The sequence below is a fragment of the Streptomyces sp. CA-288835 genome (assembly GCF_050936385.1).
Classification (GTDB): Bacteria; Actinomycetota; Actinomycetes; order Streptomycetales; family Streptomycetaceae; genus Streptomyces.
The window spans coordinates 2,629,675-2,643,508 of sequence record NZ_JBNJMW010000001.1; the positions used below are offsets into that span (position 1 = coordinate 2,629,675).

Sequence of the window (13,834 nt, forward strand, 5' to 3'; positions counted from 1 at the left end):
TCCCATTGTCTTCCCGTAACAGCCGCACACGCTGCGTCGACCTTACGGCCAATCATCGGCGCCCACGCCTCGGAAAGCGGGCCCGGGGACGTCTTTGACGCAACCCTGATGCCCGCCCGATCGCCTCAGCGGACAAAGGGTTCAGTGCTCGACGATCTCGCCGTCGCTCAGCTCCAGCACGCGGTCCGCCAGGTCGAGCAGCGCGGCGTCATGCGTGGCGACGAGCGCTGTGACCTGCTCGCTGCGCACGACCGCGCGCAGCAGCTCCATCACGGCGAGGCCGGTCTCCGCGTCGAGCTGGCCGGTGGGTTCGTCGGCGATGAGGAGCGAGGGCTGGTTGGCGAGAGCGCGCGCGATGGCCACCCGCTGCTGCTGACCCCCGGAGAGCTCGCCGGGGCGCTGCGCCGCATGATCGGCCAGACCGACCAGGGCGAGCAGCAGCTCGACACGCTCCTCGCGCTCGCGCGGATGGGCCCGGCGCAGCCGCAGCGGGACGCCGACGTTCTCGGCGGCCGTAAGGATCGGGATGAGCCCGAAGGACTGGAAGACGAAGCCGATACGGTCCCGGCGCAGCCGGAGCAGCCCCTCCTCCCCGAGCCCGGACAGGTCGAGCCCGTCCACGGTGATCCGTCCCTCGTCCGGCTCGTCGAGCCCGCCGACGAGGTTCAGCAAGGTCGTCTTGCCGGATCCCGAACGGCCCTTGAGGGCGACGAGTTCGCCGCGCGGCACATCGAAGGAGACCCCGCGCAGGGCGTGTACGGCGGTGGCTCCCGTTCCGTACGACCGGTGGACGTTCTCGACGCGCACCATGGTCTCGGTGGCGATCACACCGCTGCCGCTCATCCGTTCCTCCCCCGTCGGCCGGGCGCCAGTATGGTCACCGGGCGCCCGGTCGGGCAATGGTGCGGCCGGGCTTGCCCGTAAGCGCGCCATTGCCCTCATGTCCGCGCACGACGACGGGCCGCACCCCGGCGAAGGTGCGACCCCTGGTCGTAAATCCGTGAATCCGTGTCTATCGGTCTGGTCGTGCGTCCGCGTCTACCGGACCTCGGTGATCTCCGGCCCGCGCTGCAACTGCCCCATGCCCCCGGAGAAGCGGGAACCCGCCTGCTCCTCCTGCTGGACACCCTCGGCGACCATCTGCGCGTCTTCCGGCAGCTTCAGCACGATCGGGTCGCGCGGGGCCATCGGACCGTCACCGCGGACCACCACCGTGTCCCGGAAGATCTGCTCGAGCAGCCCGGCGGCCTGCGGCTGCACCGCGCCCTGCCCGGAGATCACTCCGCGCAGGAACCAGCGGGGACCGTCCACGCCGACGAACCGTACGACCTGGAAACCGCCGGTCCCGTCCGGCAGCTGCACCGGTACCTGGGCGCGCAGCTCCCAGCCCAGCGGGCCCTCGACCTCGTCGATGACACCGCCCTGCTGGGTGATGCCGGTGGCGATCTCCTCGCGTACCTCGCCCCAGATGCCTTCGCGCTTGGGGGCGGCGAAGGCCTGCAGCTGGACGGCGCTGTCCTTCAGCACCACGGTGGCCGCGACGATGGCGTCGCCCGCGACCTCCACGCGCAGCTCCATACCGTCGACCCCGGGCACGAAGAGGCCGCCCAGATCGACCCGGCCCTCGGCCGGATCGCGGACCTCGGAACTGTCCCAGGGACCGTCGGGGCGCGGCTTGGGCTCGAGCCGTACGCGCCCCTGCTCTGCGTCGTCCGCCTCAGTGTCGACTTCCTCAACAACGCCGTCGACCTGCTCGGCCTCGCTCGCCGCGTCCTCGGCGGCACTGCCCTTCTTGCGACGTCCGAACACGTCACTGTCCTTCCCGGTCGGATACGACCGAAGCGTATCGATTCCCACCCGTTGTGCCGTCCACGGCGGCATGCCCGCCGGTGGACCCGAAGCCCCCTGCGGCCCGTGTCGAGTCGGGAAGGTCCGCAACCTCCTGGAAGCGCACCTTCTCGACCTGCTGGACGACGAGTTGGGCAATCCGGTCGAAGCGCTCGAACCGCACGGACTCGCGCGGGTCGAGATTCACCACGATCACCTTGATCTCTCCACGGTACCCGGCATCCACGGTCCCTGGGGCATTCACGAGGGCGACGCCGCAGCGGGCGGCAAGCCCGGAACGCGGGTGCACGAAGGCCGCGTACCCCTCGGGCAGCGCGATGGACACTCCGGTCGGCAGCACGGCCCGCTCGCCGGGCGCGAGTTCACGGCTTTCGGTCGTCCGCAGATCCGCGCCGGCGTCGCCGGGGTGCGCGTATTCCGGAAGCGGTACGTCCGGATCGACGCGCTTGATCAGTACGTCGACGGGGCTCGGGGGCACGGGTCGGGTCACGGGTTCACCTCGAAGGCGCGGGCTCGCCGGACCTGGTCCGGGTCGTTCATGGCGGCCTGGATCTCCTCCTGGCGGCCGTTGTCGACGAAGTGGTCGACCTTGACCTCGATGAACAGGGCGTCCGCGCGGACCGCGACCGGGCCATCGGGGCCGCCTATCCGGCCGGTGGCCGTGGAGAAGATCTTCCGTCCGGCCACCGCCGTGACCTCGGCCTCCAGATGCAGCACCGTGTCCACGGGAACGGGCCGTACGAAGTCGGTCTCCAGGCGGCCGGTCACCGCGATCGTCCGCAGCAGCCAGTTCAGCGAGCCGAGCGTCTCGTCGAGCGCGCTCGCGAGGACGCCACCGTGGGCGAGGCCGGGCGCACCCTGGTGGGCGGTCTGCACGGTGAACTCGGCGGTGATCTTTACGCCTTCGCCCGCACGGGCCGCGAGGTGCAGCCCGTGCGCCTGTCCGCCGCCGCAGCCGAAGCAGTGCTCGTAGTGCGCGCCGAGCAGTTCGCCGGGGGCGGGCGCGTCCGGGTGCCGCACCGGTGCCACGGCGTCGGCCGGGGGTCGCAGGATCGAAGAGGTACCACTCACAGGCGCAGACCTTACCTCCGCGTCAGCGGCCGGTAAGCACCGTGGCAGGCTTGACTTCATGCAGCTCTCCGCCTCGCCCTACGAAGAACGCCTGACCGCGCCCCGCACCTGGTGGCTCGTCTGCTTTTTGGTCGGCGTCTCGATGGCCCTGATCCTGCTGCCGTTCGGCGTGCTGCCCCTGCTGGGCGGCCTGGCCGGCGGCACGGCGGTCGCGGCGGTGGTGGCGAGTTCGTACGGCTCGGTCCGTATCCGTGTGGTGGGCGACTCGCTGATCGCGGGCGACGCGAAGATCCCGGTGTCGGCCCTGGGCGAGGCCCATGTGCTCGACGCCGAGGAGGCGCGCGCCTGGCGCACGTACAAGGCGGATCCGCGCGCCTTCCTGTTGCTGCGTGCCTACATCCCCACGGCCCTGCGGGTGGAGGTCACGGACCCGTCGGACCCGACGCCCTACCTGTACCTGTCCACGCGGGAGCCGGAGCGCCTGGCGGCGGCACTGGACGCGGCGCGGGCGGCGTAGGCCTTTCGGCGACGGAGAGCCTTTCGGCGAGCTGCTTGCCCGGCTCGGCTTTCCCGGCTTTCGGCAGGCCGCCGTGCGAGCTCAGTGCCCCAGTTCCTTGGGGCTGTCGCCCATCTCCAAGGGGTCGGCGGGCTTCTCCAGGGGCGGCAGTGCGGGCAGGGCGTCCCAGGGGACCTGCGTCTTGCGGAGGTCCGTGCGGACGCGGTCTGCGAGTCTTCTGGTCTCGCGGCGGTTCATCACCGCCCCGACGGCGGCGCCCACCAGGAACGGCATCAGGTTCGGCAGATTCCTGATCGTCCGCTTCATGATCCGCTGGCGCAGCTCGCGCCTCATCTGGATCCCGAGAGCAGCGTTGACCGTCGACGGCTTGGCCACGTCGATGCCGCGCTCCTCCGACCACGAGTTCAGATACGTGGTCGTACGTTCCTTCAGATTGCCCGGCGGCCGCTGACCGTAGACCTCGTACAGCTCGGCGATCAGCTTGAGCTCGATGGCGGCCACGCCGGTGATCTCGGCGGCCAGCTCCGTGGGCATCGCCGGGGGTACGGGCATCATCGCGGCGGCCCCGACTCCCGCGCCCACCGTCGCCGTCGCGTTGCACGCGCCCGCGACCAGCTTGTCCGCGAGCTGCTCGGCATCCAGTCCGGGGAACTGCCGCTGGAGCGTCGCGAGGTCCCGTACGGGGATCCGCGGGGCGTTCTCGATGATCCGGTCCGTGAGGTACGCCAGGCCTGCCCTGGCCCGGCTGCGGCCCCTGCGGACGCCTTCCCTCACCCCGTACCCGATGGCGACCGCCCGCCGCTTGGCGACAGGCGCCTTCTTGTCCGCCACCTCAAGGGCACCGGAGGCGCCTGTCACGTCCGCTGCTTCGAGCGAGGCCGGGAGGCCCCGCTCGTCGTCACGTGCACCGTCCGCAGACGGACCGGCCGCTCCCTGGTCGTGAGAACGGCGCTTCCAGGGCGGGGTCGAGCCATGCACGGCCGACCCTGCCTCAGTCGCAGTCGCGGCAGATCGGCTGGCCGTTCTTCTCGCGGGCCAGCTGGCTGCGGTGGTGGACCAGGAAGCAGCTCATGCAGGTGAACTCGTCCTGCTGCTTCGGCAGCACGCGCACGGCCAGCTCTTCGTTCGAGAGGTCCGCGCCGGGCAGTTCCAGGCCCTCTGCGGCCTCGAACTCATCCACGTCGACCGCCGAAGTCGACTTGTCGTTCCGACGGGCCTTCAGTTCTTCAAGGCTGTCGGAGTCGACGTCGTCGTCGGTCTTGCGTGGGGTGTCGTAATCCGTTGCCATGTCGCTCTCCCCCTCTGGGTGTCTGTGGTGTCTCAGCGCACGTAACGCGTGAGAGGCCGGACTTGTGCCCGACCTGAGGCGGAGATTTTGCCTCACATCAAGGTCTGTTACTCAATCGACACCCAACCGAACTCAGCAGTAGTGATCGGCTTGGATGGCGAACGGGACCGTACACGGTCCTCACGCCGCACTACAAAGGCGTCTCACCAGTACTTCCCGTCATGAAGACCATCGAAAACCCGGACTTTCCCGGCTTTCCGCCAGCCTTCTTGATCACAGAGAGTGGACGGAGAGTGGATGGCCAGAAATTCGCCAGTGTGATCGATCACACATGAATCTCCTGGGCCAAGGCCCCGAAAATTCCGCGCAAAGCGAACATCGTCGTGTGTCGGCGACATGTTCTCAGATGGGCAGGGTGACTCGCATCACCAGCCCGCCTCCTTCCCGCGGCTCAGCGCTGATGTGGCCGCCGTGCGCACGGGCCACGGACCTGGCGATCGACAGCCCGAGCCCGACGCCCTTGTCGCTGCCCGTGCGTTCGGTCCTGAGCCGCCGGAACGGCTCGAAGAGGTTGTCGATCTCGTACGCCGGCACCACGGGCCCGGTATTGGACACCACGAAGACCGCCTGGCCGTGCTGGGCCTCTGTCGTCACCTCGACCCACCCGTCCTTCGGCACGTTGTACCGGACGGCGTTCTGGACGAGGTTCAGCGCGATCCGCTCCAGGAGTACGCCATTGCCCTGGACGACCACGGGAGCCCGCTCCCCGCGGATCTCCACACCGTTCGCATCCGCCTCGGCACGCACCTGGTCGATGGCCTGGGAGGCGACCTCGGCGAGATCGACGGCCTTGCGCTCGATGATCTGGTTGTCGCTGCGGGCGAGCAGCAACAGCCCTTCGACGAGCTGCTCGCTGCGCTCATTGGTGGCGAGCAGCGTCTTGCCGAGCTGTTGAAGCTCCACGGGTGCCCCCGGATCGGAAAGGTGAACCTCCAGGAGCGTGCGGTTGATCGCCAGGGGCGTACGCAGCTCATGCGAGGCGTTGCCGACGAAGCGCTGCTGGGCCGTGAACGCCCGCTGCAAGCGCTCCAGCATGTCGTCGAAGGTGTCCGCCAGCTCCTTCAGCTCGTCGTCCGGACCGTCCAGCTCGATACGGCGCGAGAGATCCGAGCCGGCCACCGCGCGCGCGGTGCGGGTGATCCGGCCGAGCGGCGCCAGAACGCGGCCCGCCATCGCGTAGCCGAAGGCGAAGGCGATCACGGCGAGGCCGAGGAGGGCGAGGAGGGAGCGGCTGAGCAGATCGTCCAGTGCGTGCCGACGCTGGAGGTTGACGCACTCGTTCATGGCGCTGTTGAACTCGCTGGGCGAGGCGCTTTCGGGCAGGTTGCAGGTTTCGCTGGTGACCTTGCCCTCGACGATCTTGAAGGGTAGATCGCTGCCAACGTCCAGAGCCTGTGCGGCGAGCAGGTAGATGATCGACAGCAGGAGGATGCCTGCTATCAGGAACATCCCGCCGTACAGCAGCGTGAGCCTTATCCGGATGGTCGGACGCAGCCAGGGGAACGGCAGCTCCGGCACCCGGGGGTCCCAGGTGGGCTTCGGGGGCGTCTTCGGGGGTGCGGGTGTCGTGGCCACCACAGATCAGATCCGGTAACCGGAGCCGGGAACGGTCACGATGACCGGCGGCTCGCCGAGCTTGCGGCGCAAGGTCATCACTGTGACGCGTACGACATTGGTGAACGGGTCGGTGTTCTCGTCCCAGGCCTTCTCCAGGAGCTGCTCGGCAGAGACCACGGCACCCTCGCTGCGCAGCAGCACCTCCAGGACGGCGAACTCCTTGGGGGCGAGCTGAACCTCCTTGCCGTCGCGGAACACCTCGCGGCGGTTGGGGTCCAGCTTGATCCCGGCGCGCTCCAGGACGGGCGGCAGCGGCACGCTCGTACGCCGGCCGAGGGCACGCACGCGTGCCGTCAGTTCGCTGAACGCGAAGGGCTTGGGGAGATAGTCGTCGGCGCCGATCTCCAGGCCCTCGACACGGTCGCTGACGTCTCCGGAGGCCGTGAGCATCAGCACGCGCGTGGGCATGCCGAGCTCGACGATCTTGCGGCAGACGTCGTCGCCGTGCACCAGTGGGAGGTCACGGTCGAGGACGACCACGTCGTAGTCGTTCACGCCGATGCGTTCCAGGGCGGCCGCACCGTCGTACACGACGTCGACGGCCATGGCCTCCCGGCGCAGTCCGGTGGCCACCGCATCGGCGAGCAGCTGCTCGTCCTCGACGACGAGTACGCGCACGTCGCTTGTCCTTCCTCTGTCCACCCGCGTAGCGCGCTTTCGGCGCACACGGGCAGGTCTGTCGGGGGGTGAGACCTCCATCCTGCCCTTTTCGGCCATAAGTCGGCTGTAAGGCGGGTGAGAGGGGGGTGAGAGGCCCGGGAATGCGAGATTTTCTCTTCCGGTTGAGGTTTCCACGGAAGGGAGTGCGGGGAGGACGGCTTTACACCCCGCGATCACGCTCTGCATGTGGCACACCACCATGTGGTACGCCACCGGCCGCTTCCGCAGAGTGGACGTGGGTGTCCGGCACCGTCGCCGCCCAGCACGGGCAGCGCTGGGCATCCACAGGAGACGTGATCGCCCCTTCCGAACGGCACACCCCCGTGCCACCGACCCACGACCCAGGACGAGGGGGCGCAGCATGGACGCATTCACCGCAGGACTTCTTCAGCGCATAAAGGCGACCGAGTCCGACCTGACGCGGGCTCGCGAGACCGGCGACGACTTCCTCGCGGAGGTCGAGGAGGCCGAGCTCGACGACCTCCGCCGCCTCGCCGCCGAACACGGCGTGGAGGTCGCGTCACGCGTCTGATCAGCTCGTACGAAGCGGGGCCCCGGCAGATCCAGACCGGGGCCCCGCTTCGTTGTTGTACGCGGTGTCAGTGAGCGGGAGCTCGCCGGTGGCCCGCACCGTCAGCCAGAGGTCCGTACCGTCAGTCGTGCCAGGCGCCCAGTTCCTCCAGGCGCCTCTGGAGCGGCTCGAAGAGGCCGGGTGGGGCCGCGATGGTCAAGTCGGGTGAGAGGGGCTCTCCGGGGCGGCCACCGGTGAGGGCGCCCGCCTCTCGGGCTATCAGGTCACCGGCCGCGTAGTCCCAGGGGTTCAGCCCGCGCTCGTAGTACGCGTCCAGGCGGCCCGTCGCCACATCGCACAGGTCGATCGCGGCCGAGCCGCCGCGGCGGATGTCCCGCACCTGCGGGATGAGCTGGCGGACCACCTCGGCCTGCCGGGCCCGGCGCTCGGCGAGATAGCCGAAGCCGGTGCCGACGAGGGCAAGACCGAAGGCGGGGGCGGGCCGCACGCGCGCGGGGCGGTCGTTGACGTAGGCGCCCTCGCCCAGGACGGCCCGGCAGGTCTCGCCGCGCATCGGGGCGTGCACCACGCCGACGACCGTCTCTCCGTCCTTGCGGGCCGCGATGGAGACCGCCCAACTGGGCAGTCCGTACAGGTAGTTGACCGTGCCGTCGATGGGGTCGATGACCCACTGGATCCCGCTGCTGCCCTCGACGCTGGCACCCTCCTCGCCGACGACCCCGTCGTCGGGCCTGAGGTCGGCGATCAGGCCGGTGATCAGCTTCTCGGAGGCGATGTCCATCTCGGTGACGACATCGGCGGCGCTGGACTTGGTCGCCGCCACGCCGAGATCGTCGGGGCGGCCGTCGCGCAGGAAGGCGCCCGCGTGGTGCGCCGCGTCGAGCGCGATCTGCAGGAGTTCGGCCTTGAGCGGGTCGCTCGCGGTGTCGGTCACGGTGCTCCTCAGGCGTACGGGCTGTCGGCGCCCGCGGCGGCGGGCTTCGGGGCGCGGGCGGGGCAGCAGCCCACGGGGCATACGTCATGGCTCGGCCCCAGGTCACCGAGGGCACAGAGCCGCACATCGCGGCCGCTCTCGGTGGCGGCCCGCTCCACGACGAGCTCGCGGATCGCGGCGGCGAACCGCGGGTCGGCGCCCACGGTGGCCGAGCGGCGCACCGGAAGGCCCAGCTCCTCTGCCTTGGCCTTCGCTTCCGTGTCGAGGTCGTACATGACCTCCATGTGGTCCGAGACGAACCCGATGGGCGCCATGACGACGGCCGGCACACCGGCGCCGTGCAGCTCCCCCAGGTGATCGCAGATGTCCGGCTCCAGCCAGGGGATGTGCGGGGCACCGGAGCGGGACTGATAGACGAGCTGCCAGGGGTGCTCGGTCCCGGTCTCCTCGCGCACCGCGTCGGCGATCAGCCGCGCGGCGTCCAGGTGCTGCTTCACGTACGCGCCGCCGTCGCCGTGGTCCTCGACGGGTCCGGAGGTGTCCGCTGAGGCGTTGGGGATCGAGTGGGTCGTGAAGGCCAGGTGCGCGCCCGCGCGGACGTCCTCGGGGAGGTCGGCGAGGGACTTCAGGACGCCGTCGATCATGGGCTGGAGGAAGCCTGGGTGGTTGAAGTAGTGCCGCAGCTTGTCGACCCTCGGCAGCTCCAGTCCCTCGGCCTGAAGGGTGGCGAGCGATTCGGCGAGGTTCTCGCGGTACTGGCGGCAGCCCGAGTACGAGGCGTACGCGCTGGTGGCGAGGACCAGGATGCGCCGGCGGCCGTCGGTGACCATCTCGCGCAGGGTGTCCGTCAGATACGGCGCCCAGTTGCGATTGCCCCAGTAGACCGGCAGGTCCAGGCCGTGCTCGGCGAAGTCCTTGCGCAGCGCGTCCAGTAGGGCGCGGTTCTGGTCGTTGATGGGACTGACCCCGCCGAACAGGAAGTAGTGCTGCCCCACCTCCTTGAGGCGTTCCTTGGGGATGCCGCGTCCCCTCGTCACGTTCTCCAGGAACGGGACCACGTCGTCGGGGCCTTCGGGGCCGCCGAAGGAGAGCAGGAGGAGGGCGTCGTAGGGATGGGCATCGAGCGCGACTGGCATGTCTTTGATCCTGCCACTCGCCACTGACAGCCGGAAACGGCGGTATGAATGGCGGGCAGTATGATCCCCTTCCTACTGGTCGGAAACTTGCCGTTCCTGTCCGTGTCCAGCCGGGCGGCTCGGCAGGCCGGTTCCGCAGCGGGGAGGGACCCATGAGCAGCACAGCGAGCGGGAAGAGCGGCACGTGGCGCAACTGGGCGGGCAATGTCTCGGCCCGTCCCGTACGGGACGTCACGCCCGCCTCCGTCGACGAGCTCGCCGCCGCCGTGCGCCAGGCCGCCGAGGACGGGCTGAGGGTGAAGGCCGTCGGCGCCGGGCACTCCTTCACGGCCGTCGCCGCGACCGACGGTCTGCTGATACGGCCCGATCTGCTCACCGGTATCCGCAGGATCGACCGCGCGGCGGGCACCGTCACCGTGGAGGCGGGCACCCCGCTGAAGCGGCTGAACGTGGCCCTGGCCCGCGAGGGACTGTCGCTCACGAACATGGGCGACATCATGGAGCAGACGGTTTCCGGCGCGACCAGCACCGGCACCCACGGCACCGGCCGTGACTCAGCGTCGATCGCCGCCCAGATCACGGCACTTGAACTGGTCACCGCCGACGGCTCGGTCCTCAACTGCTCCGAGAAGGAGAACCCAGAGGTTTTCGCGGCCGCCCGGATCGGACTCGGCGCGCTGGGTGTCGTCACCGCGATCACCTTCTCCGTAGAGCCCCTTTTTCTGCTCACGGCCCGTGAGGAGCCGATGACCTTCGATGAGGTCACCAGCACCTTCGACGAACTCCACGCGGAGAACGAGCACTTCGAGTTCTACTGGTTCCCGCACACCGGGAACTGCAACACCAAGCGCAACAACCGAAGTGCGGGCCCGGAGAAGCCGGTCGGCAAAATCAGTGCCCTCTTCGAGGACGAGTTCCTTTCCAACGGCGTCTTCCAGGTGGCCAATTTGGTGGGCCGGGCCGTGCCCGCGACCATCCCGGCGCTCGCGAAGATCTCCAGCCGGGCCCTTTCGGCGCGCACATACACGGACATTCCCTACAAGGTCTTCACCTCCCCGCGCCGGGTGCGCTTCACAGAGATGGAGTACGCCGTCCCGCGCGCGGCCCTCGTCGAGACCCTGCGCGAACTGAAGGCCATGATCGACCGCTCTCACCTGCGGATCAGCTTCCCCGTAGAGGTGCGCACCTCGCCCGCGGACGACATCACACTCTCCACGGCGTCCGGCCGGGACAGCGCGTACATCGCGATCCACATGTACAAAGGCACCCCGCACCGGGCGTACTTCACAGCCGCGGAGCGGATCTTCATCGCCCACGAGGGGCGCCCGCACTGGGGCAAGCTGCACACGCGCACGGCAGAGCACTTCATCGGGATCTATCCGCGCTTCGACGAGTTCACCGCCCTCAGGGACCGGCTCGACCCGGACCGGCGGTTCGGGAACGACTACTTGCGGCGGGTGTTGGGGCCGTAGTCGGACCCCTGTAGTCGCAACATCGCCAACTTCGCGAGAACGAGCGGGCCTTGGCGGGGGCTCAGGAGCAACTCGGCGCCGGAACGATCAACTTCAGTCGTGAAGATCGCGCGAAGATCGCCACGCACCGTGGTCGCCGGAACGGCGTCCCCCGTGGCCAACTCCCGACCCCCGCGAGAAGTTGGGCGGCGTGCCGATCCACGCAGGTGGCCCGAATGGAGTACTGTTGCGAGCCCTGGGTCCGGACACCCGCCAGGGCGTCCGGGGCCTTCCAGGACCGCCGTGAGGGGGCTCGTTGCACAGGGTGACGGAGTTTGTCACTTAGCGTTGCGAATAGGTAACCGTGCCATAACGGCGATCCAGGGCCAGCACCCGACACGCCGGGCAAACAGGCAAGGTTGTGGCAGGCTGCACCCGGGCAGGCCACACTCGACTAGCGGAAGCAGCGACGCACGTGACGTCGGCAGGCACCACCCGGGAGGTCCCCATGCCCGAACTGCGTGTCGTGGCCGTCTCAAATGACGGCACACGGCTGGTGCTGAAGGCTGCCGACGCGACGGAGTACACGCTTCCGATCGACGAGCGCCTGCGCGCCGCCGTTCGCGGCGACCGTCCCCGCCTCGGCCAGATCGAGATCGAGGTGGAGAGCCATCTCCGCCCCCGAGACATCCAGGCGCGTATACGCGCAGGCGCCTCCGCCGAAGAGGTCGCCCAACTCGCAGGCATCCCCGTCGATCGCGTACGCCGCTTCGAGGGCCCCGTGCTCGCTGAGCGCGCCTTCATGGCGGAGCGGGCCCGCAAGACCCCGGTCCGCCGGCCCGGCGAGACGACCGGTCCCCAGCTCGGCGAGGCGGTGCAGGAGCGGCTGCTGCTGCGCGGCGCCGACAAGGAGACCGTGCAGTGGGACTCGTGGCGCCGTGACGACGGCACCTGGGAGGTGCTGCTCGTCTACCGGGTCGCGGGTGAGCCGCACTCGGCGAGCTGGACGTACGACCCGCCACGGCGGCTCGTACAGGCCGTGGACGAGGAGGCGCGCTCGCTGATCGGCGAGTCCGACGACGACCTCGCCTCGCCCGAGCCCAGCTTCCCGTTCGTGCCGCGGATCGCCCGGCTGCCGCGCGACCGCGAACACCCCATGGACCGCGCCCTGGAGCGCCAGACGGAACGTCCCGTCCTGCCGGCCCAGTCGCCGGAGCCCGAGGAGGAGAGCATCAACGGTGAGCGGGACTCGCTCACCAGCCTCCTGGAGGCGGTGCCCAGCTTCCGCGGCGACATGGTGGTGCCCGAACGCCCCGCCACGCCCACGGAGATGCCGGCGGCGGAGGAAGAGCCCGCTCCGGAGCCCGAGGAGGAGGAGCCTCCGGCTCCTGCGGCCTCGGCCGGTTCGGCGTACGCCGATGTCCTCATGCCGCGCTCGGTGGCCAGCCACCGCGAACGGCTCGTCGGTTCCACCGACCGTCAGGCTGAGGCGGACGGCGTCCGCCCGGGCCGAAGAGCGGCGGTGCCGAGCTGGGACGAGATCGTCTTCGGAACGCGTCGCAAGAAGCAGGAGTAGGGGTAGAGAGCAGACGATGTACGCGGCTGGGGCTCGCACCGGTTTGGGGCGAGCCCTTTTCGCTGCCGTGCGCCTCCTGCCAGTCGAAGTCCGTCTACTGCGGGTCGGGCCCCGTCGCGACCGGGCGGTTCGGGTCCGACGACCAGTGCGACCAGGAGCCCGCGTACAGCGCTGCCGGAATGCCCGCGATCTCCAGGGCGAGGATCTCGTGGGCGGCGGAGACGCCCGAACCGCAGTAGACGCCGACTTCACAAGTGCCGGTCGCGCCCAGGGACTTGAAGCGCTCGGCGAGTTCGGTGGCCGGGCGGAAGTGGCCGGATTCCGTCACGTTCTCCGTGGTCGGTGCCGAGACGGCGCCGGGGATATGGCCGGCGACCGGATCGATCGGCTCGACCTCTCCCCGGTAGCGTTCGGCGGCGCGTGCGTCGAGGAGCAGGCCGGTACGGGCCAGGGCGGCGGCTCCGTCCGCGTCGAGCAGCGGAAGCGCGCCGGGCGAGGGCAGGAACGTACCGGCGACCGGAGACGGGGTACCGGCCTCGATGGGGCCGTCCCAGGCCGCGAGTCCGCCGTCAAGGACACGCACCGACGGGTGACCCGTCCAGCGCAGCAGCCACCAGGCGCGCGCGGCGGCCCAACCGAGCCCGCCGTCGTACACGACGACGTCGCGGTCCGCGCTGACACCGGCCGCCCGCATGGCTGCCCCGAAGACCTCCATGTCCGGGAGCGGATGGCGGCCGCCCTTCCCTGCCGGAGCTGCGAGTTCCGAGTCCAGGTCGACGAAGACGGCACCCGGAATGTGTCCCTCCTCGTAGGCGGAACGCAGGTTCGGGCCGCCCAGTTGGTAGCGGATGTCGAGCACCACCGGCGGCTTCGGTCCGGCCAGGGCGCTCGCGAGTTCGGCTGCGGAGATGATGGCGTTCATGGCCACCATCCTTGCGTACGGGGTGGCCGCATCGTCCAGGTCCGGTTACTCTGCCCGCCGGACCGGCCCGAGCACACGGCGTACGGGCCTGGACACAGGCTGTACAGCCGATCGACACCACCAGGCAACCGCGGGGATACGGATGGGACACAGCACATCAGGCATCCTCCAGCCATGCGCCGCAGGCTCGGGGCGCGGCGGGGGTTCGCGCGTTCGGAAGCG

At 69.8% G+C, this 13,834-nt stretch carries 15 protein-coding genes; 4 read left to right on the forward strand and 11 right to left on the reverse strand.

From position 1 onward, the window contains the following. Window positions 1–141 precede the first annotated feature (141 nt). From ACQEVY_RS11900 to ACQEVY_RS11915, 4 genes are all read right to left on the reverse strand, one after another. Complete coding sequence (locus ACQEVY_RS11900) at window positions 142–843, reverse strand: ABC transporter ATP-binding protein (protein WP_432947620.1); 702 nt, start codon at window positions 841–843, stop codon at window positions 142–144. A gap of 195 nt (window positions 844–1,038) precedes the next feature. Next, window positions 1,039–1,809: a DUF3710 domain-containing protein gene (locus tag ACQEVY_RS11905; protein WP_432947622.1), complete on the reverse strand. Its 771-nt coding sequence runs from the start codon at window positions 1,807–1,809 to the stop codon at window positions 1,039–1,041. A gap of 1 nt (window position 1,810) precedes the next feature. Continuing rightward, entirely contained in the window at window positions 1,811–2,326 is a 516-nt protein-coding gene (gene dut / locus ACQEVY_RS11910) for a dUTP diphosphatase (RefSeq protein WP_432955180.1), read from the reverse strand. 8 nt (window positions 2,327–2,334) lie between these two features. After that, window positions 2,335–2,919 carry a PaaI family thioesterase gene (locus tag ACQEVY_RS11915; RefSeq protein ID WP_432947624.1) on the reverse strand — a complete coding sequence of 195 codons (585 nt, stop codon included), beginning with the start codon at window positions 2,917–2,919 and terminating at the stop codon, window positions 2,335–2,337. A 58-nt stretch (window positions 2,920–2,977) separates the two neighbouring features. Between ACQEVY_RS11915 and ACQEVY_RS11920 the strand changes: the two genes are divergently transcribed. Further along, window positions 2,978–3,436 carry a DUF3093 domain-containing protein gene (locus tag ACQEVY_RS11920; RefSeq protein WP_432947626.1) on the forward strand — a complete coding sequence of 153 codons (459 nt, stop codon included), beginning with the start codon at window positions 2,978–2,980 and terminating at the stop codon, window positions 3,434–3,436. Window positions 3,437–3,517: 81 nt separating this feature from the next. Here ACQEVY_RS11920 and ACQEVY_RS11925 read toward each other — a convergent pair whose 3' ends face one another. From ACQEVY_RS11925 to ACQEVY_RS11940, 4 genes are all read right to left on the reverse strand, one after another. Then, the gene (locus tag ACQEVY_RS11925) at window positions 3,518–4,414 is read right to left on the reverse strand and encodes a hypothetical protein (protein WP_432947628.1); all 897 of its coding nucleotides are present in this window, start codon (window positions 4,412–4,414) and stop codon (window positions 3,518–3,520) included. A 13-nt stretch (window positions 4,415–4,427) separates the two neighbouring features. Then, window positions 4,428–4,724 carry a DUF4193 domain-containing protein gene (locus ACQEVY_RS11930; RefSeq protein WP_005481602.1) on the reverse strand — a complete coding sequence of 99 codons (297 nt, stop codon included), beginning with the start codon at window positions 4,722–4,724 and terminating at the stop codon, window positions 4,428–4,430. A gap of 402 nt (window positions 4,725–5,126) precedes the next feature. Then, window positions 5,127–6,359: a sensor histidine kinase gene (locus ACQEVY_RS11935; RefSeq protein WP_432947630.1), complete on the reverse strand. Its 1,233-nt coding sequence runs from the start codon at window positions 6,357–6,359 to the stop codon at window positions 5,127–5,129. 6 nt (window positions 6,360–6,365) lie between these two features. Further along, window positions 6,366–7,019: a response regulator transcription factor gene (locus ACQEVY_RS11940; protein ID WP_010983842.1), complete on the reverse strand. Its 654-nt coding sequence runs from the start codon at window positions 7,017–7,019 to the stop codon at window positions 6,366–6,368. Window positions 7,020–7,422: 403 nt separating this feature from the next. On the opposite strand from ACQEVY_RS11940, the gene ACQEVY_RS11945 reads away from it, so the two are divergent. Next, on the forward strand, window positions 7,423–7,593 hold the full coding sequence (locus ACQEVY_RS11945; protein WP_328768136.1) for a hypothetical protein: 171 nt from the start codon (window positions 7,423–7,425) through the stop codon (window positions 7,591–7,593). Between the two features lie 121 nt (window positions 7,594–7,714). Here the strand turns inward: ACQEVY_RS11945 and ACQEVY_RS11950 are convergent, their stop codons facing one another. Together ACQEVY_RS11950 and ACQEVY_RS11955 are read right to left on the reverse strand one after the other, a co-directional pair. Further along, the gene (locus ACQEVY_RS11950; RefSeq protein WP_328768137.1) at window positions 7,715–8,527 is read right to left on the reverse strand and encodes an inositol monophosphatase family protein; all 813 of its coding nucleotides are present in this window, start codon (window positions 8,525–8,527) and stop codon (window positions 7,715–7,717) included. Window positions 8,528–8,535: 8 nt separating this feature from the next. Further along, a complete protein-coding gene (locus tag ACQEVY_RS11955) occupies window positions 8,536–9,663 on the reverse strand; it encodes a ferrochelatase (protein ID WP_432947633.1) in 1,128 nt (375 codons plus the stop codon). Between the two features lie 152 nt (window positions 9,664–9,815). Here ACQEVY_RS11955 and ACQEVY_RS11960 point away from each other — a divergent pair, with 152 nt between their 5' ends. Next, window positions 9,816–11,135 (forward strand): D-arabinono-1,4-lactone oxidase, encoded by a 1,320-nt coding sequence (locus ACQEVY_RS11960; RefSeq protein WP_432947635.1) that lies wholly within the window; start codon window positions 9,816–9,818, stop codon window positions 11,133–11,135. Window positions 11,136–11,622: 487 nt separating this feature from the next. Beyond that, a complete protein-coding gene (sepH, locus tag ACQEVY_RS11965) occupies window positions 11,623–12,690 on the forward strand; it encodes a septation protein SepH (protein WP_432947637.1) in 1,068 nt (355 codons plus the stop codon). Between the two features lie 94 nt (window positions 12,691–12,784). On the opposite strand, the gene ACQEVY_RS11970 is transcribed toward sepH, so the two are convergent. Beyond that, window positions 12,785–13,612 carry a sulfurtransferase gene (locus ACQEVY_RS11970; RefSeq protein ID WP_432947639.1) on the reverse strand — a complete coding sequence of 276 codons (828 nt, stop codon included), beginning with the start codon at window positions 13,610–13,612 and terminating at the stop codon, window positions 12,785–12,787. Window positions 13,613–13,834 lie beyond the last annotated feature (222 nt).